Source organism: Burkholderia sp. A2, from assembly GCF_001729305.1.
In the GTDB taxonomy this organism is placed as follows: Bacteria; Pseudomonadota; Gammaproteobacteria; order Burkholderiales; family Burkholderiaceae; genus Burkholderia; species Burkholderia sola.
Genome location: NZ_LZXX01000087.1, coordinates 76,879 through 95,735 on the forward strand (window position 1 = coordinate 76,879; position 18,857 = coordinate 95,735).

At 68.4% G+C, this 18,857-nt stretch carries 15 protein-coding genes; 9 read left to right on the plus strand and 6 right to left on the minus strand.

Annotated elements, in window-relative coordinates; genetic code table 11:
* Window positions 1-110 precede the first annotated feature (110 nt).
* The 4 genes from purT to A9Z05_RS10935 all read left to right on the plus strand — a co-directional run bounded on the left by purT (window position 111) and on the right by A9Z05_RS10935 (window position 3,948).
* Window positions 111-1,325, plus strand: coding sequence for a formate-dependent phosphoribosylglycinamide formyltransferase (gene purT / locus A9Z05_RS10920; protein ID WP_069618107.1), 1,215 nt, complete (start codon window positions 111-113; stop codon window positions 1,323-1,325).
* Between the two features lie 18 nt (window positions 1,326-1,343).
* Window positions 1,344-1,529, plus strand: coding sequence for a DUF6726 family protein (locus A9Z05_RS10925; protein ID WP_069618108.1), 186 nt, complete (start codon window positions 1,344-1,346; stop codon window positions 1,527-1,529).
* Between the two features lie 95 nt (window positions 1,530-1,624).
* Window positions 1,625-2,005 carry an MliC family protein gene (locus A9Z05_RS10930; RefSeq protein ID WP_069618109.1) on the plus strand — a complete coding sequence of 127 codons (381 nt, stop codon included), beginning with the start codon at window positions 1,625-1,627 and terminating at the stop codon, window positions 2,003-2,005.
* Window positions 2,006-2,388: 383 nt separating this feature from the next.
* Complete coding sequence (locus A9Z05_RS10935) at window positions 2,389-3,948, plus strand: DEAD/DEAH box helicase (protein ID WP_069618110.1); 1,560 nt, start codon at window positions 2,389-2,391, stop codon at window positions 3,946-3,948.
* Between the two features lie 235 nt (window positions 3,949-4,183).
* Here the strand turns inward: A9Z05_RS10935 and gluQRS are convergent, their stop codons facing one another.
* Window positions 4,184-5,080: a tRNA glutamyl-Q(34) synthetase GluQRS gene (gluQRS, locus tag A9Z05_RS10940; RefSeq protein ID WP_069618111.1), complete on the minus strand. Its 897-nt coding sequence runs from the start codon at window positions 5,078-5,080 to the stop codon at window positions 4,184-4,186.
* 25 nt (window positions 5,081-5,105) lie between these two features.
* Window positions 5,106-5,960 (minus strand): sulfurtransferase, encoded by an 855-nt coding sequence (locus A9Z05_RS10945; protein ID WP_069618112.1) that lies wholly within the window; start codon window positions 5,958-5,960, stop codon window positions 5,106-5,108.
* Window positions 5,961-6,176: 216 nt separating this feature from the next.
* Between A9Z05_RS10945 and dnaE the strand changes: the two genes are divergently transcribed.
* The 3 genes from dnaE to A9Z05_RS10960 all read left to right on the plus strand — a co-directional run bounded on the left by dnaE (window position 6,177) and on the right by A9Z05_RS10960 (window position 12,431).
* Window positions 6,177-9,710 carry a DNA polymerase III subunit alpha gene (dnaE, locus tag A9Z05_RS10950; RefSeq protein ID WP_069618113.1) on the plus strand — a complete coding sequence of 1,178 codons (3,534 nt, stop codon included), beginning with the start codon at window positions 6,177-6,179 and terminating at the stop codon, window positions 9,708-9,710.
* A 303-nt stretch (window positions 9,711-10,013) separates the two neighbouring features.
* Window positions 10,014-11,102, plus strand: coding sequence for a glycosyltransferase family 9 protein (locus A9Z05_RS10955; RefSeq protein ID WP_069618188.1), 1,089 nt, complete (start codon window positions 10,014-10,016; stop codon window positions 11,100-11,102).
* 150 nt (window positions 11,103-11,252) lie between these two features.
* Window positions 11,253-12,431 (plus strand): glycosyltransferase family 9 protein, encoded by a 1,179-nt coding sequence (locus A9Z05_RS10960; protein ID WP_069618114.1) that lies wholly within the window; start codon window positions 11,253-11,255, stop codon window positions 12,429-12,431.
* A 139-nt stretch (window positions 12,432-12,570) separates the two neighbouring features.
* Here the strand turns inward: A9Z05_RS10960 and A9Z05_RS10965 are convergent, their stop codons facing one another.
* From A9Z05_RS10965 to A9Z05_RS10975, 3 genes are all read right to left on the minus strand, one after another.
* Window positions 12,571-13,851 (minus strand): O-antigen ligase, encoded by a 1,281-nt coding sequence (locus A9Z05_RS10965; protein WP_069618115.1) that lies wholly within the window; start codon window positions 13,849-13,851, stop codon window positions 12,571-12,573.
* A gap of 132 nt (window positions 13,852-13,983) precedes the next feature.
* Entirely contained in the window at window positions 13,984-14,826 is an 843-nt protein-coding gene (locus A9Z05_RS10970) for a glycosyltransferase family 2 protein (RefSeq protein WP_069618116.1), read from the minus strand.
* A 120-nt stretch (window positions 14,827-14,946) separates the two neighbouring features.
* A complete protein-coding gene (locus tag A9Z05_RS10975) occupies window positions 14,947-15,699 on the minus strand; it encodes a glycosyltransferase family 2 protein (protein ID WP_069618117.1) in 753 nt (250 codons plus the stop codon).
* A 224-nt stretch (window positions 15,700-15,923) separates the two neighbouring features.
* Between A9Z05_RS10975 and msbA the strand changes: the two genes are divergently transcribed.
* Together msbA and A9Z05_RS10985 are read left to right on the plus strand one after the other, a co-directional pair.
* Window positions 15,924-17,675, plus strand: a complete 1,752-nt coding sequence (msbA, locus tag A9Z05_RS10980; RefSeq protein WP_069618118.1) for a lipid A export permease/ATP-binding protein MsbA — start codon at window positions 15,924-15,926, stop codon at window positions 17,673-17,675.
* 130 nt (window positions 17,676-17,805) lie between these two features.
* On the plus strand, window positions 17,806-18,195 hold the full coding sequence (locus tag A9Z05_RS10985) for an RcnB family protein (protein ID WP_069618119.1): 390 nt from the start codon (window positions 17,806-17,808) through the stop codon (window positions 18,193-18,195).
* 70 nt (window positions 18,196-18,265) lie between these two features.
* On the opposite strand, the gene A9Z05_RS10990 is transcribed toward A9Z05_RS10985, so the two are convergent.
* A complete protein-coding gene (locus A9Z05_RS10990) occupies window positions 18,266-18,832 on the minus strand; it encodes an aromatic acid exporter family protein (RefSeq protein ID WP_069618120.1) in 567 nt (188 codons plus the stop codon).
* Between the last annotated feature and the right edge of the window lie 25 nt (window positions 18,833-18,857).

The window sequence follows — 18,857 nt, forward strand, 5'->3', positions numbered from 1 at the left end:
GGACCTCGTGCGACTCGGCGCGGGTGCGGCCAAACCGCCCAAACCGGCCCGGATGCCCGTGTTAACATCGAAGCCGTTTTCGTCCTCCAACAGAACCAGCGGGAAATCACATGCAGATCGGTCAGCGGCTCGGTACGCCGCTTTCACCCTCGGCCACACGCGTCATGCTGCTCGGCGCGGGCGAGCTCGGCAAGGAAGTCATCATCGCGTTGCAGCGTCTCGGCGTCGAAGTCATTGCGGTCGATCGCTATCCGGACGCGCCGGGTCACCAGGTCGCGCATCGCGCGCACGTGATCGACATGACGGACCCGGCCGCGCTGCGGGCCATCGTCGAGGCCGAGCGCCCGCACCTGATCGTTCCCGAGATCGAGGCGATCGCCACCGACGCGCTCGCGGCGATCGAGGCGGCCGGTTTCGCCGAGGTGATCCCGACCGCGCGTGCGACGCAGCTCACGATGAATCGCGAAGGGATCCGCCGGCTCGCGGCCGAGGAGCTCGGCCTGCCGACTTCCCCGTATGCGTTCGCGGATTCGTTCGACGCCTTCAGCGCGGCCGTCGCGAAGATCGGCATGCCGTGCGTCGTGAAGCCCGTGATGTCGTCGTCCGGCAAGGGGCAGTCGGTCGTGAAGACCGACGCCGACGTGAAAGCCGCGTGGGACTACGCGATGGCGGGCGGGCGCGTGAATCACGGCCGCGTGATCGTCGAGGGCTTCGTCGATTTCGACTACGAGATCACGCAACTGACCGTGCGCGCGATCGACCCCGCGACGCTCGACACGCGCACCTATTTCTGCGAGCCGGTCGGCCACGTGCAAGTGGCGGGCGACTACGTCGAATCGTGGCAGCCGCAGCCGATGAGCGCGACGGCGCTCGGGAAGTCGCGCGAGATCGCGCACAAGGTGACCGAGGCGCTCGGCGGGCGCGGGCTGTTCGGCGTCGAGCTGTTCGTGCGTGGCGACGACGTATGGTTCTCCGAGGTGAGCCCGCGGCCGCACGATACGGGCCTCGTCACGCTCGCGTCGCAGCGCCAGTCGGAGTTCGAGCTGCACGCGCGGGCGATTCTCGGGCTGCCGGTCGATCCGGCGCTCGGCACGCCGGCCGCGTCGGCGGTGATCTACGGCGGGCTCGACGAGCGCGGGATCGCGTTCGAAGGCGTGCGCGACGCGCTCGCGGTGCCGGGCGCGGACCTGCGTCTGTTCGGCAAGCCGGAAAGTTTTGCGAAGCGGCGCATGGGCGTCGCGCTCGCGACCGGCGCGACCGTCGACGAAGCCCGCGAACGCGCGAAGCGCGCGGCCGCGGCCGTGCGGCCCGTGTCGGCGCGCTGACGGAACGAGGAGACGACGATGGCGTCGAGGTGGTTGCGTATCGGAAAGCTGGGCGCTGCGCTGGCGCTCGTCGCGGGGCTCGCGCGCTGCGGCCTCGCGGCCGCGCCGTGCCGGGTGGCGTCGGCCGGGCTCAAGATCGTACCGCTCGTCGGTCATGTCGCCGCGGCGCCGACCAATGCGTGCGCGGACGTGATCGATCCCTGATTCCGACGGCCGGCGCGATTTCCGGCCAGCCTCATAAACATATAACCGCGCGCCCGCCGATGGCGCGCTTCCACCCGTCTCGTGAGAGGACCTGCATGATTCGCTTAACCCTCGCCGTGCTTGCTCTCGCCGGCAGCGCCGTTTCCGTCGCGCATGCCGCGCAACTGACCGTCGAAGAGATCGACGCGGACGCGCGTCAGCCAACCGTCTACCAGTGCGCGAACCACAAGGCTCCGGTGCGCGTGTCGTACTGGCTCGCGGGCAACGGCCAGAGCTTCGCGCTCGTGCCGGTCGACGGCAAGCAGATGCTGTTCGTCGACACCGTGTCGGGGTCGGGCGCGCGCTACCAGGCCGGCCGCTATACGTGGTGGACGAAGGGCAAGGAAGCGACGCTGCGCGACGAGATCGCCGACCCGAAGTCGCCGCCGCTGCTGGGCGACTGCGTGCAGGTCGAGAAGAAAAAGAAGAAGGGCTGAGCGGCGCGCGTGGAGCCTGTTCGCCCGGGTGACCGGTTGTGCCGGGCTGAAGGCCCGGTACGCGCGGCTGACGGCGGGCATGCCGATGCGAGATTGCGCGATCTTGCCCCTGATATTGTTCATCGGCCGATACGGCTACCCCGATCGGCCAGCCGCTCGCCCCCGCAGGCTCGGGCAGACCCGCCGCGCGAATCGCCGTCGCGGCCGTTCGCGGCGTTGTCACGGACAGATTCCCGCACGGTGCTACAATACGGCCCTTTCCGCCGGCATTCGCGCCGAACGGAGTTCGCACGGCCTGGCGTCCAGCGTTCGCATTGAACCGGTCCCAAGCGCCAGAGCGGCGCCGCGCGGCGCGCCGCGGCTCCGTCTATTTCCGAATTGTGATGAGCGCAGGCCCGGCCGGCCTGACGCACGATGTCCCCGCCGCGCCTTTTGAGCGAAACGCCACCATGTCCGATTCTGTCGCCAAGCCCGTCGACGCAACCTTCGATCAATTCGGCCTTGCCCCCGATATCCTGAAAGCCATTGTGGAGCAGGGCTATACGACGCCGACGCCGATCCAGGCGCAGGCCATTCCGGTCGTGCTCGCCGGCCGCGACGTCATGGGCGCCGCCCAAACGGGCACCGGCAAGACCGCGAGTTTCTCGCTGCCGATCATCCAGCGCCTGCTGCCGCAAGCGAACACGAGCGCGTCCCCGGCGCGCCACCCGGTGCGGGCGCTGATCCTCACGCCGACCCGCGAACTCGCCGACCAGGTTGCCGCGAACGTGCACGCGTATGCGAAGCACACGCCGCTGCGCAGCGCGGTGGTGTTCGGCGGCGTCGACATGAATCCGCAATCGGCCGAACTGCGCCGCGGCGTCGAGATCCTGATCGCGACGCCGGGCCGCCTGCTCGACCACGTGCAGCAGAAGACGGCGAACCTCGGCCAGGTGCAGATCCTCGTGCTCGACGAAGCCGACCGGATGCTCGACATGGGCTTCCTGCCCGATCTGCAGCGCATCCTGAACCTGCTGCCGAAGGAGCGTCAGACGCTGCTGTTCTCGGCCACGTTCTCGGGCGAAATCAAGAAGCTCGCATCGACCTACCTGCGCAACCCGCAGACGATCGAGGTCGCGCGCAGCAACTCGACGAACGCGAACGTCACGCAGATCGTCTACGACGTCGCCGAAGGCGACAAGCAGGCGGCCGTCGTGCAGTTGCTGCGCGATCGCGGCCTCAAGCAGGTGATCGTGTTCTGCAACAGCAAGATCGGCGCGAGCCGTCTCGCGCGCAATCTCGAACGCGACGGCGTGGTCGCGTCGGCGATTCACGGCGACAAGACGCAGATCGAGCGGATGCAGGCGCTCGACGCGTTCAAGCGCGGCGAGATCGAGGCGCTGGTCGCGACCGACGTGGCCGCGCGCGGCCTCGACATCGCCGAACTGCCGGCCGTGATCAACTTCGACCTGCCGTTCAGCGCGGAAGACTACGTGCACCGGATCGGCCGTACCGGCCGCGCGGGTGCGACGGGCGACGCGCTGTCGCTGTGCAGCCCGAACGAGCGCAAGCAGCTCGCCGATATCGAGAAGCTGATCAAGCGCCCGCTCGAAATGCAGACGCTAACGCTCGACAAGCCGGCGCGCCAGCGTCACGACGAACGCGGCGGCGAGCGCAACAGCGAACGCGGTGGCGAACGCGGTGGCGAACGCGGCGGTCGTCGCGATCGCGACGAGCATCGCGGTGCATCGGGACGCCGGTCGGGCAGCGCCGAGCGCGGCGGCCATCATCGCCGTCACGAAGCGCCGGTCGACGACTTCTTCCTGAAGCCGTACGAGCCGTCGGCGTCGGCGAAGCAGCCCGACGACGCGCAGCCCGCGCAGCAGCCGGAGAAGAAAGGGCCGAAGCGCCAGGTCGCCGCGCTGCTCGGCGGCTTCGGGATGCCGCGCAAGCCGTCGGCGTAACCCGGGCGGCGCGTCAGCGCTGCCGGACAAGCGGGCGCATGCGATGAGCATGTGCCCGTTTTTCATGGGGCGACGCGATCGGGGCGGGGCGTGCGCGCGGCGGCGAAAGCTTGCCGCGCGGGGCAGGATATTTCGATGCGGTGTCGCAGCGGACGCGGCGCCGAGGCTTCCGTCACGCCTTCATGCGATCGGATTCGCCGACGACGGATGCCGGGACCGGTGTCGTGCAGGCGGTTCAACCGGCGCGCGGCCCGAAGCGACGTGCCCACGCATCGGTCGCGGCCGCGTAGAACGCGTCGATCGTGTGGCCCGGTAGATCGCCATCGTCCGACAGACCGAGATGCGCGGCCGCGGCCCGCAGCGCCGGCAGCGGGTCGTTGCGTTCGAGCGCCGTCGCGCCCGTCTGCTTGCTGAGCTTTTCGCCGTTCGCATCGACGACGACGGGCACGTGCAGGTATTCGGGAGTCGGCACGCCGAGGCAGCGCTGCAGGTAGATCTGGCGCGCGGTCGAATCGAGCAGGTCGGCGCCGCGCACGACGTGCGTGATGCCGGCGTCGGCATCGTCGACGACGACCGCCAGTTGATACGCCCATTGGCCGTCCGCGCGCTTGAGCACGAAATCGCCGACTTCGGTCGCGAGGTTCTGCGATTGCGTGTGCTGCCAGCGATCGTCGAACGCGACGAGCGCTGCATCGCCGTCGGGCACGCGCAGCCGCCATGCGCGCGCGGGCTTGCCGTGCAGGCCGGTGCGGCACGTGCCCGGATACGCGAGCGTCGTATGGCGTTCATGGGCGGCGCGCAGCGAATCGGCGATTTCCTTGCGCGTGCAGCCGCATGGATACACGAGCCCGGCCGCGACGAGCCGCTCGAGCGCGGCCGTGTAGGCCGCGTCGCGCGTACTCTGCCAGACGGGCGGTGCGTCGGGCGTCATCCCGAAATGCGCGAGCGTCGCGAGGATGTCGTCGGCCGCGCCGGGCACCGTGCGCGGGCCGTCGAGATCCTCGATGCGCACGAGCCACGTACCGCCATGCGCGCGTGCGTCGAGCCAGCTCGCGAGCGCGCCGACCAGCGAGCCGAAGTGCAGCGGGCCGGTGGGCGACGGCGCAAAGCGGCCGCGATAGCCGTGATTCATCGGCGGGGCGCGGTGCGACGCGCCGTTACGCGGCGCTGGCTGCCTGTGCGCAGGCCGGGCACGACTGGCCGGCCACATAGCTCGGCGATCGTTGCGCTTCCGGCGTGACGACCGCGCGGCACGCGAAGCACGTGACGTTCTCGGTGGGCTGGAGTTGCGGATTCAGCGCGGTGCGGTAGTCGAACACGAAGCAGTCGCCGTGATAGTGCGCGCCGCCGACTTCCTCGAAGTATTTCAGGATCCCGCCTTCGAGCTGGTACACGTTGTCGATGCCGATTTCCTTCATGTGGATCGCCGCCTTCTCGCAGCGGATGCCGCCGGTGCAGAACGACACGACCGTCTTGCCTTCGAGGTCGGCGCGGTTCGCGTCGATCACTTCCGGGAATTCGCTGAACTTGTCGATCCGGTAGTCGAGCGCGTTGTCGAACGTGCCGACGTCGACTTCGAACGCATTGCGCGTGTCGAGCATCACGACAGGGCGGCCGGTATCGTCGTGGCCCCGATCGAGCCACGACTTCAGCGTGCGTGCGTCGACGAACGGCGCGCGGCCGAGTTCCGGCTTGATCGCAGGCTTCTTCATCGTGATGATCTCGCGCTTCAGGCGCACGAGCATGCGGCGGAACGGCTGCGAGTCGGACAGGCTTTCCTTGAACTGCAACGTCGCGAACTTGCCTTCGAACAGCGGATCGTGGCGGATGTACGCGATGAACGCGTCGGTGGCTTCGCGCGTGCCGGCGATGAACAGGTTGATGCCTTCCGGTGCGAGCAGGATCGTGCCGCGCAGGCCGAGTTCGTTGCAGCGGGCGGTGACGAGCGGACGCCATTGCTCGTTCGCGTCGAGCGACACGAAGTGGTAGGCGGCGAGGTTGACGATGGTCATGATGGTCCGACGGGAAAACGGTCGCACGGCGGCCCGCAAAAAAGGGTGCGAAGCCGGGGCGTTGATTCGAAAAACCGTATTATCCCGCAAACGGCGCGGGCATCGGTATCCGGCCGGTCGGCCAGCCGCGCGACGTGTCGCCGCGTGCATCGGCCGAACGGCCAAAGCGGGCATTTTTTGGGCAGCCTGCGCGGCGAGGCGGCTACAATAGCGCCCATGTCAGATCCTCGCTTCGTCCATCTTCGCGTTCACTCCGAATTCTCGATCGCCGACGGCATCGTGCGCATTGACGACATCGTCAAGGCGGCGGCCGCGGACGGTCAGGGCGCGCTCGCGCTCACCGATCTCGGCAACGCATTCGGTCTCGTCCGTTTCTACCAGGAAGCCCGCGGCAAGGGCATCAAGCCGATCGCCGGCTGCGACGTCTGGATAGCCAATCCCGACGACCGCGACAAGCCGTCGCGGTTGCTGCTGCTGGTCAAGGACAAGGTCGGTTACCTGAATCTCTGCGAGCTGCTGTCGAAGGCGTGGCTCACGAACCAGTACCGCGGCCGCGCGGAACTCGACGCGAGCTGGCTCGACGGCGCGCTCGCGCAGGGGCTGCTCGCGCTGTCGGGCGCGCAACAGGGCGATATCGGGCTCGCGCTGGCCGCGGGCAACGAAGAAGCCGCGCGCCGCCACGCCGAGCGCTGGGCGCGGGTGTTTCCGGGCGGCTTCTACATCGAGCTGCAGCGTTACGGCCAGCCAGGCGCCGAGGCTTACATCCAGCAGGCCGCGGCGCTCGCCGCGTCGCTGAAGCTGCCGGTCGTCGCGACGCACCCGACGCAGTTCATGACCGACGACGATTTCACCGCGCACGAGGCGCGCGTGTGCATCTCGGAAGGCGACATCCTCGCGAACCCGCGGCGCCAGAAGCGTTTCACGACCGACCAGTATTTCCGCACGCAGGACGACATGGTCGCGCTGTTCGCCGACCTGCCGTCGGCGATCGCGAACACGGTCGAGATCGCGAAGCGCTGCAACCTGAAGCTCGAGCTCGGCAAGCCGAAACTGCCGCTGTTCCCGACGCCGGACGGCATGTCGCTCGACGACTACCTGGTCCAGCTGTCGAAGGAAGGGCTCGAGACGCGCCTCGCGCAGTTGTATCCGGTCGAGGCCGAGCGCGACGCGCAGCGCGACACGTACTACAAGCGCCTCGAATTCGAGTGCGGGACCATCACGAAGATGGGCTTCCCCGGCTACTTCCTGATTGTCGCGGACTTCATCAACTGGGCGAAGAACAACGGCGTGCCGGTCGGCCCGGGCCGCGGCTCGGGCGCCGGCTCGCTGGTCGCGTACGCGCTCGGCATTACCGACCTCGATCCGCTGCGCTACAACCTGCTGTTCGAGCGCTTCCTGAACCCGGAACGCGTGTCGATGCCCGACTTCGACATCGACTTCTGCCAGCACGGCCGCGATCGCGTGATCCAGTACGTGAAGGAGAAATACGGCGCGGACGCCGTGTCGCAGATCGCCACGTTCGGCACGATGGCCGCGAAGGCGGCCGTGCGCGACATCGGCCGCGTGCTCGACCTCGGCTACATGTTCACCGACGGCGTCGCGAAGCTGATTCCGTTCAAACCCGGCAAGCACGTGACGATTGCCGACGCGATGAAGGAAGAGCCGCAGCTGCAGGAGCGCTACGACCACGAGGACGAAGTCCACCAGCTGCTCGATCTCGCGCAGCGCGTCGAGGGCTTGACGCGTAACGTCGGGATGCACGCGGGCGGCGTGCTGATCGCGCCCGGCAAGCTGACCGATTTCTGCCCGCTGTACACGCAGGGCGACGACGGCGGCGTGGTCAGCCAGTACGACAAGGACGACGTCGAAGCCGTCGGCCTCGTGAAGTTCGACTTTCTGGGCCTCACGACGCTGACGATCCTCGACTGGGCCGAGCGCTACATCCGCCGCCTCGATCCGTCGAAGGCCGACTGGTCGCTCGCGCAGGTGCCGCTCGACGATCCGGCGTCGTTCCAGATCCTGAAGAAGGCCAACACGGTCGCGGTGTTCCAGCTGGAAAGCCGCGGGATGCAGGGCATGCTGAAGGATGCGCAGCCCGACCGCTTCGAGGACATCATCGCGCTCGTGTCGTTGTACCGTCCGGGCCCGATGGACCTGATCCCGAGCTTCTGCGCACGGAAGCACGGGCGCGAGAAGGTCGACTATCCGGATCCGCGCGTCGAACCCGTCCTGAAAGAGACCTACGGCATCATGGTCTATCAGGAGCAGGTGATGCAGATGGCGCAGATCATCGGCGGCTACTCGCTCGGCGGCGCGGACTTGCTGCGTCGCGCGATGGGCAAGAAGAAGCCCGAGGAGATGGCCAAGCATCGCGAGATCTTCGCCGAGGGTGCGGCGAAGAACGGCCTCACGCGCGAGAAGTCCGACGAGATCTTCGACTTGATGGAGAAGTTCGCGGGCTACGGCTTCAACAAGTCGCACGCGGCCGCGTATGCGCTGCTCGCGTATTACACCGCGTGGCTGAAGGCGCACCATCCGGCGGAATTCATGGCGGCCAACATGACGCTCGCGATGGACGACACCGACAAGGTGAAGATTCTGTTCGACGACTGCGTCGTGAACAACCTCGCCGTGCTGCCGCCGGACATCAACCAGTCGCATTACCGGTTCGAGCCGGTCGCGGAAGCCGACGGCAAGCGCTCGCGCACGATCCGCTACGGGCTCGGCGCGGTGAAGGGCAGCGGCCAGAACGCGATCGAGGAAATCCTGCGTGCGCGCGAGGAAAAGGCGTTCACCGACCTGTTCGACTTCTGCGAACGGATCGACCGGCGCGTCGTCAACCGCCGCACGATCGAGGCCCTGATCCGCGCCGGCGCGTTCGATTCGCTGAACCCGAACCGTGCGCAGTTGATCGCGTCGGTGCCGCTCGCGATGGAAGCGGCCGACCAGGCCGAAGCGAACGCGATGCAGGCCGGGCTGTTCGACATGGGCGCCGAGTCGCCGCATGCGCACGCGCTCGTCGACGAACCCGCGTGGGACGACAAGCGCCGCCTGCAGGAAGAAAAGGCCGCGCTCGGTTTCTATCTGTCCGGCCATCTGTTCGACGCGTATCGCGAAGAAGTGCGCCGCTTCGTGCGACAGAAGGTCGGCGACCTGAAGGAAGGACGCGACAAGCTCGTCGCCGGCATCATCGCGTCGCTGCGCACGCAGATGACCCAGCGCGGCAAGATGCTGATCGCGCTGCTCGACGACGGTTCCGGCCAGTGCGAGATCACGATCTTCAACGAGCAGTTCGAGGCGAACAAGGCGCTGTTCAAGGAAGACGAGCTGCTGATCGTGCAGGGGCAGGCGCGCAACGACGCGTTCACTGGCGGCATTCGCTTCACCGCCGATACCGTGATGGATCTCGAACGTGCCCGCAGCCGCTATGCGCAGGCCGTGCGGCTGACGATGAACGGCAACGCCGACGCGCTCGCGCTGCGCCGCGTGCTCGAGCCGCACGTGTCGAAGGACGATCCGGCCGCGGCGAACGTGGTCGAAGCGCCCGCGCCGCGCGGCGGCGGCCGCGATGGCGGTCGGCGCCCGCAGGCGCCGCTGCCGAACGGGCTTGCCGTCCAGATCCACTACAGCAACGCGCGGGCGCAAGGCGAAATGCGTTTGGGCGACGCGTGGCGCGTGAAGCCGAGCGACGTGCTGCTGGCGGATCTGCGCGCGGCGTTCGACGGTAGCGTCGTCGAAATCACGTACTGACCGCACCCCGCTTCGGCGGCGGTCGCGCAGAGGCGGCCCGTCGCATCGCCATCGTGCGGTGCGGCGGGCCGTTTTTACGTGCGAGGGTTGCGGGGGGCTTGGGCTGGCCATCCGGACGCTATACAATCCCGCGCTAACCGTCCGAACGCGGCGTTTGCCGCCGGTTCGCACGGCAAGCAGCGGCGGTAGCGCGCGCGTAACACGGGCGGATCCGTGCCGCGTGCGGCACGGTAGGCCCTCGGACCAGGATGCCGTGGAACGGCCCGTCGCGACGATAAAAACTGATTGTCCCCCCACATGACCATGGTCAATGGAAACCCGACACAGCGGATCCTCGTGATCCGGATTGATTTTCTGGGCGACATGCTGTGCACGACGGCGTTTCTCGGCGCGCTGAAGACGCGTTGGCCGGGCGCGGAGCTGCATGTGGTCGCGAACCGCTACAACGCGGCCGCGCTGGCCGGAAACCCGGACGTGCACACGATCCACACCTACGTGTACAGCCGCCAGTGCGAGCGCAACGACCGCCCCGGCCGGATGCGCGCATTCTTCGACCGGCTGCGACTCGTGCGCCGTCTGCGCCGCTTGCGGTTCGACCTGGTGATCGTGCCGAACGGCGGCATGCATCGCAGCAGCATGCAGTTCGCGCGCCAGCTTCGCGCGAAGGATTGCCGCTGGCACGACGCGGAGACCGAATTCGACGATCGCAAGCCCGAGCATGTCGCGCGGCGTCCGATGTTCCATGAAGCGTTGTCGGGCTTCCGGCTCGTGCCCGAACTCGGTTGCGCCGATCTCGATCAGCTCGCGCTCTCGGTGCATCCCGATCGCTCGCTACAGGAAACGTGGCATCGGCTGCTCGGCGCGCGCACGAAGCCGCGCGTCGGGCTGTTCGTGTCGAACAAGGCGGTCGAGCGGCGCTGGCCCGCCGATCGCTGGCGCGACCTCGGCGAGCGCCTCGCACCGGTTGCCGACGTGATCGTGTTTCGCGATCCGGCCATCGGCCACGCTGCCGACGGCGACATGTGGCGCGACGTGAATGCACGGCATGTCGCGCCTTCCTCGGTCGCCGAGCTGGTGGCGGCCGCGAGCCTGCTCGACGCGATCGTCTCGGCCGACAGCGCGCCCGTGCATATTGCGTCGGCGCTCGGCGTACCGGTGGCCGCCCTGTTCGAGGACCGTCCCGAGAAATACCTGCGCTGGCATCCGCTCGGCGTGCCGCACGTGATCCTGCGTGCGGGCCCGACCGTCGACGCGATCGGTGTCGATGCGGTCGAGCGCGCGGTGCGCCACCTGCTGCCGCAGGCCGGCCGTCGCGACGAAGCCGCGGCCAGTACCGCGCTCGCGCAGCCGGCCGTCGCCACGTCGCCCGTGATCGCGCCGATCGCATCGTAGCGCGGTGCGCGTCGTGCGGCTGCGTACCGCGCGACGCTCCGCTGGCGGAGCCGCATCGCGCCAGCCTGCGCGGCCGGGTGCGCGACGCCGCGCCGGCTACTGCAAAATCCTGTACATTGCCAGCCTTGTTCAGCCAGCCAGACGATCACCGTGGCCCTGTTTTCTTCCACCCGTCCGCCCAGAACCATCCTCGTTGCCGCGCCGCGCCGTATCGGCGACGTGCTGCTGACGACACCGCTCGTACGGTCGCTGAAGGCGCGTTGGCCGGACGCGCACATCGACATGCTGGTGTTTCGCGGCACCGAGGGCGTGCTCGAGCACAATCCGGACGTGCGGCGCGTGATCGTGGTCGCGCAGCGCGCCGGGTTCGGCGAGCGGTTGCGCGACGCGTTGTCGATGTGGCGCCGCTACGATCTCGCATGCGCGGCGCTGAGTTCCGACCGGCCGCGTTTCTACAGCTGGTTCGCCGGTCGCAAGCGGGTCGGCCTCGTCGACCCGAACCGCGTCACGTGGCTCACGCGGATGATGCTGAACGGGATCGCGATCAATCACCATGAATCCGCGCATACGGTCGTCAGTACGCTCGCGCTTGCACCGGTGATCGGCATCGAGCCGGTGTCCGAGGTCGTCGCGCCCGGCATCGGCGACGATCCGGCGCGGCGCGCGCGTTTCGACGCGTGGCTCGCCGAGTCGCCCGCGATCCGCGCCGGCAAGCCGCTGGTCGTGCTGCATCCGTATCCGATGTTCCGTTACAAGCAATGGCGGCTCGACGGCTGGGTCGACATGATCGGCTGGTTGCGCGAGCAGGGCTTCGCGGTCGCGCTGTCGGGCGGCCCGGCCGATCGCGAGCGCGAGTATGCGGAGCAGGTCGCGGCCGAGGCGGGCGGCGACGTGCTGAACCTGGTCGGCCGCCTGACGTTCGGCGAGAGCGCGGAGCTCGTGCGGCGCGCGCGACTCTTCATCGGGCCCGACACCGGCGCGACGCACGTCGCGGCCGCGACCGGCACCGACACGATTGCGCTGTTCGGGCCGTCCGACCCCGTGCGCTGGGGGCCGTGGCCGCAGCATTGGCCCGCGACCGAGAATCCGTGGTCGCTGCGCGGCTCGGGCCGGCATGGGAACGTGTGGCTGCTGCAAGGGGAAGGCGATTGCGTGCCGTGCCGGCACGAAGGCTGCGAGCGCCATGTCGACAGTCGCAGCGACTGCCTGGTCCATCTCGGCGCGCAGCGCGTGAAGGCCGCAGCGGCCGAGATGCTCGGGCTGAATCCGCCGGGCCCGGCTGACATCATCGTCGACACATCGCGGCTGCACCGCGCCGGCTCCGACTGACACGCGGCAAACGCGCGTTTTTCTTCGTTCGTACGGGGCTTGTTTCGCGGGGAGTCACGCGGCTCGCCCGCAGCGATGGTGGATATCCGCTGCCGCCGACCTGGGCCGGGCGGCGCAGCGGAACGTATGGCGGTGTGCGTTACACGCTGCGCCGGATCGCCGACGTTTCGCGCGGCAGCGCTTCGCTGCGTTCACCGCAACCGAGCAGGATGCCGGCCAGCAGCACGATCAGGTGCCCTTCGGCGAAATCCAGCAGCAGCGAATTCGCGAGACTGCCGATCGCGAAGATCGCGAGCCACGCGAGCAGCAAGTGCCGCGAGCGCGGATCGAGCGCACGGCTGCCGCGCGCGATCTGCACGATCAGGTTGACGAACAGCAGCAGCCCGATCGCGCCGAGCTGCACGGCCATCAGCAGGTATTCGTTGTGCGGATTCGACGTGAGTTGGCCTTCGGCGGCCGTCTTGCCGGCCGAGAGTTTCTGGAACTCGAGCTCGAGTCCACCTGCGCCATAACCGAGCACGGGGCGCTGGCGAAACAGCTCGACTCCTTTCTTGTACCACTCGAGGCGCAGCCCGGTAGACGTGACCGCATCGTTCTGCCGGTATTGCTGCACTTCCGTTGCGACCTCCGCGAGCCGGCCGTTGTGAACCGTACACGCGGCGACGATCAGCGCGATGCCGCACAAGACGAGCACACCTGTGGCGAGCGCAGCGCGTAGCGCGGACTGTCGGCGCTGCAGCAGCACGAAACGCACCGCGATGACGAGAATCAGCAACACGGAGACGATCTGCCCGGTGCGTCCCTGCAGCATCACGAATACGTTGATGAGCGCCAATGCCGCGACAAACGCATAGGCGACACGCGACAGCGCCGTGCGGGCCGCCAGCGCGAGATCGGCCGCCTGGTAGAACAGCAGCGCGCCGAACATGCCGGCCGCGATGTGGTTCTTGAACACCCATGCGCGCGACACCGGCAGCGCGGACGCATACGCCGGCCCGATCGCGGTGAGCCCGAGATAGTTGGTCGTCGACAGCAGCAGGATCACGCACAGCGTGCCGAACCAGCAGCGCCGCACGATCGGCGCCCAGTTCGAATGACGGAACGCGAGCACGGCGAACGGCAGCAGCAGCAGCTTGTCGTATTTCGCCACCCAGTTCCACGCCTTGTGATGCGGCGCGACCGTATAGGTGACGCTCACGGCCAGCGCGGCCAGGATCAGCAGCGCCGCGAGCGAAGCCGGGTCGGCGACGAATGAGCGCAGGTCACGCCAGAATTCGGGGGAGATCACGAGCGCGGCGGCGAACAGCCCGCAGAACACGTTGGTCAGCGCGGTCGAAACGGGCACCATGCAGAGCGCGGCGACGGCGAATGCGCGGGCGGCGGTCAGGCGCCGCGTGGCGGGAGCGGAAAACGAAAGCATCGGAACCTGTCGTATGGACGAATGCGGCTTGCGGGCATCTGCGCCGCGTCGCATGTCCCGGTGAGCGATCCGGGACGAACGGCGCAGTATACGCGAAGCAGGGCGGGTTTCCGTGCGGTTTTCGGGGAGGGATCAGCTGAACGCGCGCTTGATCCGCGAGCGCAGCAGGGCGCGCTTGAGGCGGCCTTCCACGGCTGGCGTATCGAGCGCGACCTGCGTGCCGACCGGCTCGCCGCGATGCAGGTAGTAGCGGTCGAACGTCGCCTGCGTCATGCCCCATTTGTTCAGGAACTGGCGGCGGCCGTCGTTCTTGACGATCTTCCCGGTGCTCTTCTGCTGGAAGTGGTACACGAGGCTGTCGCCGACGCCGACGAAGATCCGGCAGCCGGCGTCCCAGAATTTCATCGAGAAGTCGTTGTCGCTGCTCATGCCCGGCGACAGCTCGCTGCTGTAGCCGCCGATGCGGTTCCACCAGTCGCGGTGCACGAGCGTCGGCGGCCAGGTCGAGCCGAGCCAGTCCGCGCGCGCCAGCTTCGGGGTCGCGGCGACGAGGCCCGCCGCGTCGAACTGCTCGGCGTCGCGGCCGAAATTGCTGACGACCACGCACGGGTTGCGCGTGTCGACCGGCTCGACCATCGTGCCCGACAGCATGAACAGGTCGGTGGGCATTTGCTCGATGCGGCGCACGAGCGCCGTGTCCCAGCCCGGGCAGCAGAACATGTCGTCGTTCATGTAGACGACGTAGTCGCGCGTGGCGCGCGCGGCGGCGAGGTTGACCGCATGGCAGATGCCGATGTTGGCCGGCGATGCCGTGTGTTCGATCCCTTCGTTGCGGACCCAGTCGAGCGTGCCGTCCGAGCCGTCGTTCACGTGCACGATGATCTGGTGGTCGTACGCGGAATGCCGGCGCAGGCTGTCGACGACGAGCTTGAGGTACGGCAGGTTGTTCCAGGTCGGAATGATGATGGAGAACATGGCGGTCGGATTCGGTGGTCGTCGTGACGGGCGGCGCGCAGTGCAGCCGCCCGGGCGGGCACGCGCGGTGCGCGCAACCCGGCATTGTAACGCCGGGCCGGTCGCGCACCGGGCGGGTGCCTAGCGGGCCGGCTCGTGACCGAGCTTCAGGAAGCGGTAGTACACGGTTTCCGCGTTGAACACCGCGATCATGAAGCCCGCGCGGCCGTCGAGGAACCCGCGCCGCAGCACGTAGGTGCGTACGAACGCCCATGCGCCGCGGCCGAGCGCCTTGCCGAAGCCGCCGCGCTGGCCGGCCGCGCGGCGCTGGCGCGCGCCGGCCGTCGAATACGCGTCGAGCTTGCGCACGACCGTTTCGAAATCCTCGTACGAATAGTGCATCAGCTTGCCGGTCAGGCGCTGCGCGGCGGTATCGAACACGAGGCGCTCGTGCACGAGATCGTCCGAGAATCGCGCGGTGCCGCGCCGGAACAGCCGCGGCACCCAGTCCGGATACCAGCCGCTGTGATGAATCCACTGGCCGCAGAAGCTCGACAGCCGGTCGAGCGCGTAGACCTGCGCGGCCGGCGCGCGGATCGCGTCGCGGATCGACTGCGCGAGTTCCGGCGTGACGACTTCGTCGGTATCGAGCGACAGGATCCAGTCGGTGCCGAGCGCGTCGAGCGCGCGGTTCTTCTGCGGGCCGAAGCCCGGCCAGTCGCGCTCGACGATCACGCGCGCGCCGTGCGCCTGCGCGATCGCGACGGTATCGTCGGTGCTGCCGCCGTCGACGACGACGACATCGTCGGCGAACGACAGCGCATCGAGACACTGCGCAAGCCGCGCGGATGCGTTGAGGGCGATGAGGGCGACGCCGAGGGAGGGTTCAGCCATGAAATCGTCGGAAAGGCGGAGAAAACGGTGAGCGGCAGTATACCTTCGGCCCGGTCGCGGCCCGCATCCGCGACGGGCGTGCCCGCGGGGGCGGTGCGGCTATAATGTTGAGCCCTTTCCGGCACCCGCCCGACAGGGCGCACACCCGGGCGGCCACGCGCCGGGCGCCGCGTCGCGGCTCAAGAAGGATTGCCTTGGAAACCCAGAACACACTTCGCAAACCGATGGACGGCACCGGCACCTCGCCGCTCACGGTCCTCAAGCGCCTGTGGCCGTACATCCGGCCGCTCGTCGGCATCGTGGTGCTCGCCGTGATGACGATGGGCGTCGTCGCGGCCACCGAAGCCGGCATTCCGGCGCTGCTCAAGCCGCTGCTCGACCACGGCTTCGGCTCGCACGGCAGCGACAGCGCGAAATGGTACGTGCCGATCGCGGTGATCGGCCTCGCGCTGGTGCGCGGCGTATCGCAGTACACCTCGAATTACCTGCTCAACTACGTATCGAACCGCATCCTGCTGCAGCTGCGGCTCGAGATGTTCCAGCGGATGCTCCACACGGGCGCGTCGTTCTTCCAGCGCGAAACCGCGAGCACGGTGATCAACGCGATCGTGTTCGAGGTCAACCAGATCCTGTCGGTGCTGACGGGCGTGATGGTCACGCTCGTGCGCGACTCGCTGACGGTGATCTTCCTGCTCGGCTACCTGTTCTACCTGAACTGGCGGCTCACGCTGATCGTCGCGGTGATCCTGCCGGGCATCGGCTGGCTCGTCAGCAAGATCAACCGCCGGCTGCGCCGCCTGAACCGCGAGCACCAGACGCTGACCAACGAGCTGTCGTACATCGTCGAGGAGACGGTCGGCGGCTACAAGGTCGTCAAGGTGCATAACGGCGAAGCGTACGAGATGGACCGCTTCACGACGATGAGCAAGCGCCTGCGCGGCTATGCGATGCGGATGACGATCTCGGGCGGCCTCGCGCAGCCGCTCACGCAGTTCCTCGCGTCGATCGCGCTCGCGGTCGTGATCACGATCGCGGTCGTGCAGTCGTCGAACGACCAGACGACGGTCGGCGGCTTCGTCGCGTTCGTCACGTCGATGCTGCTGGTGATCTCGCCGCTCAAGCACCTGATCGACGTCAACCAGCCGCTGCAGCGCGGAATGACGGCCGCCGAGCTGATCTTCGGGCTGATCGACGAGCCGGCCGAGCCGCAGGGCGGCGGGCGGCTGCTGCCGCACGCGCGCGGCGAGATCGAGTTTCGCGCCGTGTCGTTCGATTACGGCGCGGCCGAACGGCCGACGCTCGACCGCATCTCGTTCAAGGTCGCGCCGGGTGAAATGATCGCGCTGGCCGGCCCGTCCGGCAGCGGCAAGACGACGCTCGTGAACCTGCTGCCGCGCTTCTTCGACCCGACGGGCGGCACGATCCTGGTCGACGGCGTACCGGTTGCCGACTATGACCTGCACGCGCTGCGCAGCCAGATGGCGATGGTCAGCCAGGACGTCGTGCTCTTCAACGACACGATCGCCGCGAACGTCGCCTACGGGCAGACGCCCGACCGGGCGCGCGTGCAGGCCGCGCTCGAGGCCGCGAACCTCGCCGATGCGGTCGCCGCGATGCCCGACGGGCTCGATACGCTGGTCGGCGGCAACGGGATGCGGTTGTCCGGCGGCCAGCGCCAGCGGCTCGCGATTGCGCGCGCGATCTACAAGGACGCGCCGATCCTGATCCTCGACGAAGCGACGTCGGCGCTCGATTCGGAGTCGGAGCGCCACGTGCAGGCCGCGCTCGAGCGGCTGATGGAAGGCCGGACGACGCTGGTGATCGCGCACCGGCTGTCGACGATCGAGCGCGCGGACCGCATCCTCGTGCTCGAGGCCGGCAAGATCGTCGAAGAGGGCAGCCACGACGAACTGCTGCGCCACGGCGGCCTCTACGCGCACCTGCACCGGATCCAGTACCAGCAGCAGGCGGCGTGACGCGCGGTCATGCGGCCGCGATGCCGTGTTAGGGCCAGCGCAAGCCCGTTATTAGCGTGAACACGCCCTAGTCTTCATCGGGCAGTCCCGGTCGTTTCTTGTTCGACGTGACACCACGGAGGGAAGGACAATGAAGAGGATGCACGGCATGATGCTGGCCGCACTGATCGCGGCCGGCTGCGCCGCCACCGCGGCGATGGCGCAGGATCACGGCAACCACGGCAATCGCGACGACCGCGGCGGCCACGGGATGCAGCACGGCCATGGCCCGAAACACGTGCCGCCCGGGCACGCGATGCATCGCGACGACGTGCCGCCGCGCTGGGCCGACGGGCCGCGCCGCGACTGGCACAAGGGGGACCGGCTGCCGGACGAGTTCCGCGATCGCCAGTATGTGGTCGACGACTGGCGCGGCTACCACCTGAGTGCGCCGCCGCGCGGCTATCACTGGGTCGGCGTCGGCGGCGACTACCTGCTCGTGCAGATCGGCTCGGGCATCGTGCTGCGGGTCGGTCCGTAACCCGGTCCGTAATCGTCACGCAGCGTTCCGATCGTTCATCCGGCTGCCGGGCGCGTGGCCCGGCGCCGCGTCACTTTGCCGCCGCGCGGCGGAACCAGCGCCGCTCGATTCTCGACATCACCCAGCACACGCCCAGCGCGCACACCGTGCCGAGCGTCACTTCGCCGAGCCGGATCAGCGGAACGTCCCACAGCGGGCCGTTGCCCGGGAACAGCAGCACGATCGTCGCGGTCACGCCGCCGAGCCGTGCCGCGCTGCCGATGTTCAGGCACCAGCAGCAGACGATCACGACCGCGACCGTGATCGCATACGCGACGAGGCGATCGCCGCCCAACGCCGCACCGGCGAAGCCCAGGACGCCGCCGACCATCGCGCCGATGAACTGGTCGCGCGACAGCGACATCGTGTCCGAGTAGTTGTGCTGCGTGACGGCGATCGCGGTGATCGCCGCCCATACCGCCTGCTCGCTATGCATCGCGCGGCCGATCGCATACGCGAGGCACGCGCCGCAGACGGCCTGCACCGCCATCAGCCCGCCTTGCGCGAGCCGTTCGCCGAATGACAGCCCCTTGAACAGATCGAAGATCGACTGCTGGATCTGCTGGCGGGCTTCGTTGAGTGTCCTGATCGTATCCATCGTGCGTCGGCCAAGAAGCGGGGAG

Bases quoted from the DNA above. Each gene is read 5' to 3' on its own strand.
- A9Z05_RS10945 (WP_069618112.1), bottom strand. From the start codon at position 5,960: ATGACCATCGTCAACCTCGCCGCCTACCACTTCGTGTCGCTCGACGCG.
- A9Z05_RS10935 (WP_069618110.1), top strand. From the start codon at position 2,389: ATGAGCGCAGGCCCGGCCGGCCTGACGCACGATGTCCCCGCCGCGCCT.
- A9Z05_RS10955 (WP_069618188.1), top strand. From the start codon at position 10,014: ATGGTCAATGGAAACCCGACACAGCGGATCCTCGTGATCCGGATTGAT.
- A9Z05_RS10990 (WP_069618120.1), bottom strand. From the start codon at position 18,832: ATGGATACGATCAGGACACTCAACGAAGCCCGCCAGCAGATCCAGCAG.
- purT (WP_069618107.1), top strand. From the start codon at position 111: ATGCAGATCGGTCAGCGGCTCGGTACGCCGCTTTCACCCTCGGCCACA.
- A9Z05_RS10985 (WP_069618119.1), top strand. From the start codon at position 17,806: ATGAAGAGGATGCACGGCATGATGCTGGCCGCACTGATCGCGGCCGGC.
- A9Z05_RS10930 (WP_069618109.1), top strand. From the start codon at position 1,625: ATGATTCGCTTAACCCTCGCCGTGCTTGCTCTCGCCGGCAGCGCCGTT.
- A9Z05_RS10965 (WP_069618115.1), bottom strand. From the start codon at position 13,851: ATGCTTTCGTTTTCCGCTCCCGCCACGCGGCGCCTGACCGCCGCCCGC.
- dnaE (WP_069618113.1), top strand. From the start codon at position 6,177: ATGTCAGATCCTCGCTTCGTCCATCTTCGCGTTCACTCCGAATTCTCG.
- A9Z05_RS10970 (WP_069618116.1), bottom strand. From the start codon at position 14,826: ATGTTCTCCATCATCATTCCGACCTGGAACAACCTGCCGTACCTCAAG.
- A9Z05_RS10925 (WP_069618108.1), top strand. From the start codon at position 1,344: ATGGCGTCGAGGTGGTTGCGTATCGGAAAGCTGGGCGCTGCGCTGGCG.
- gluQRS (WP_069618111.1), bottom strand. From the start codon at position 5,080: ATGAATCACGGCTATCGCGGCCGCTTTGCGCCGTCGCCCACCGGCCCG.
- A9Z05_RS10975 (WP_069618117.1), bottom strand. From the start codon at position 15,699: ATGGCTGAACCCTCCCTCGGCGTCGCCCTCATCGCCCTCAACGCATCC.
- msbA (WP_069618118.1), top strand. From the start codon at position 15,924: ATGGACGGCACCGGCACCTCGCCGCTCACGGTCCTCAAGCGCCTGTGG.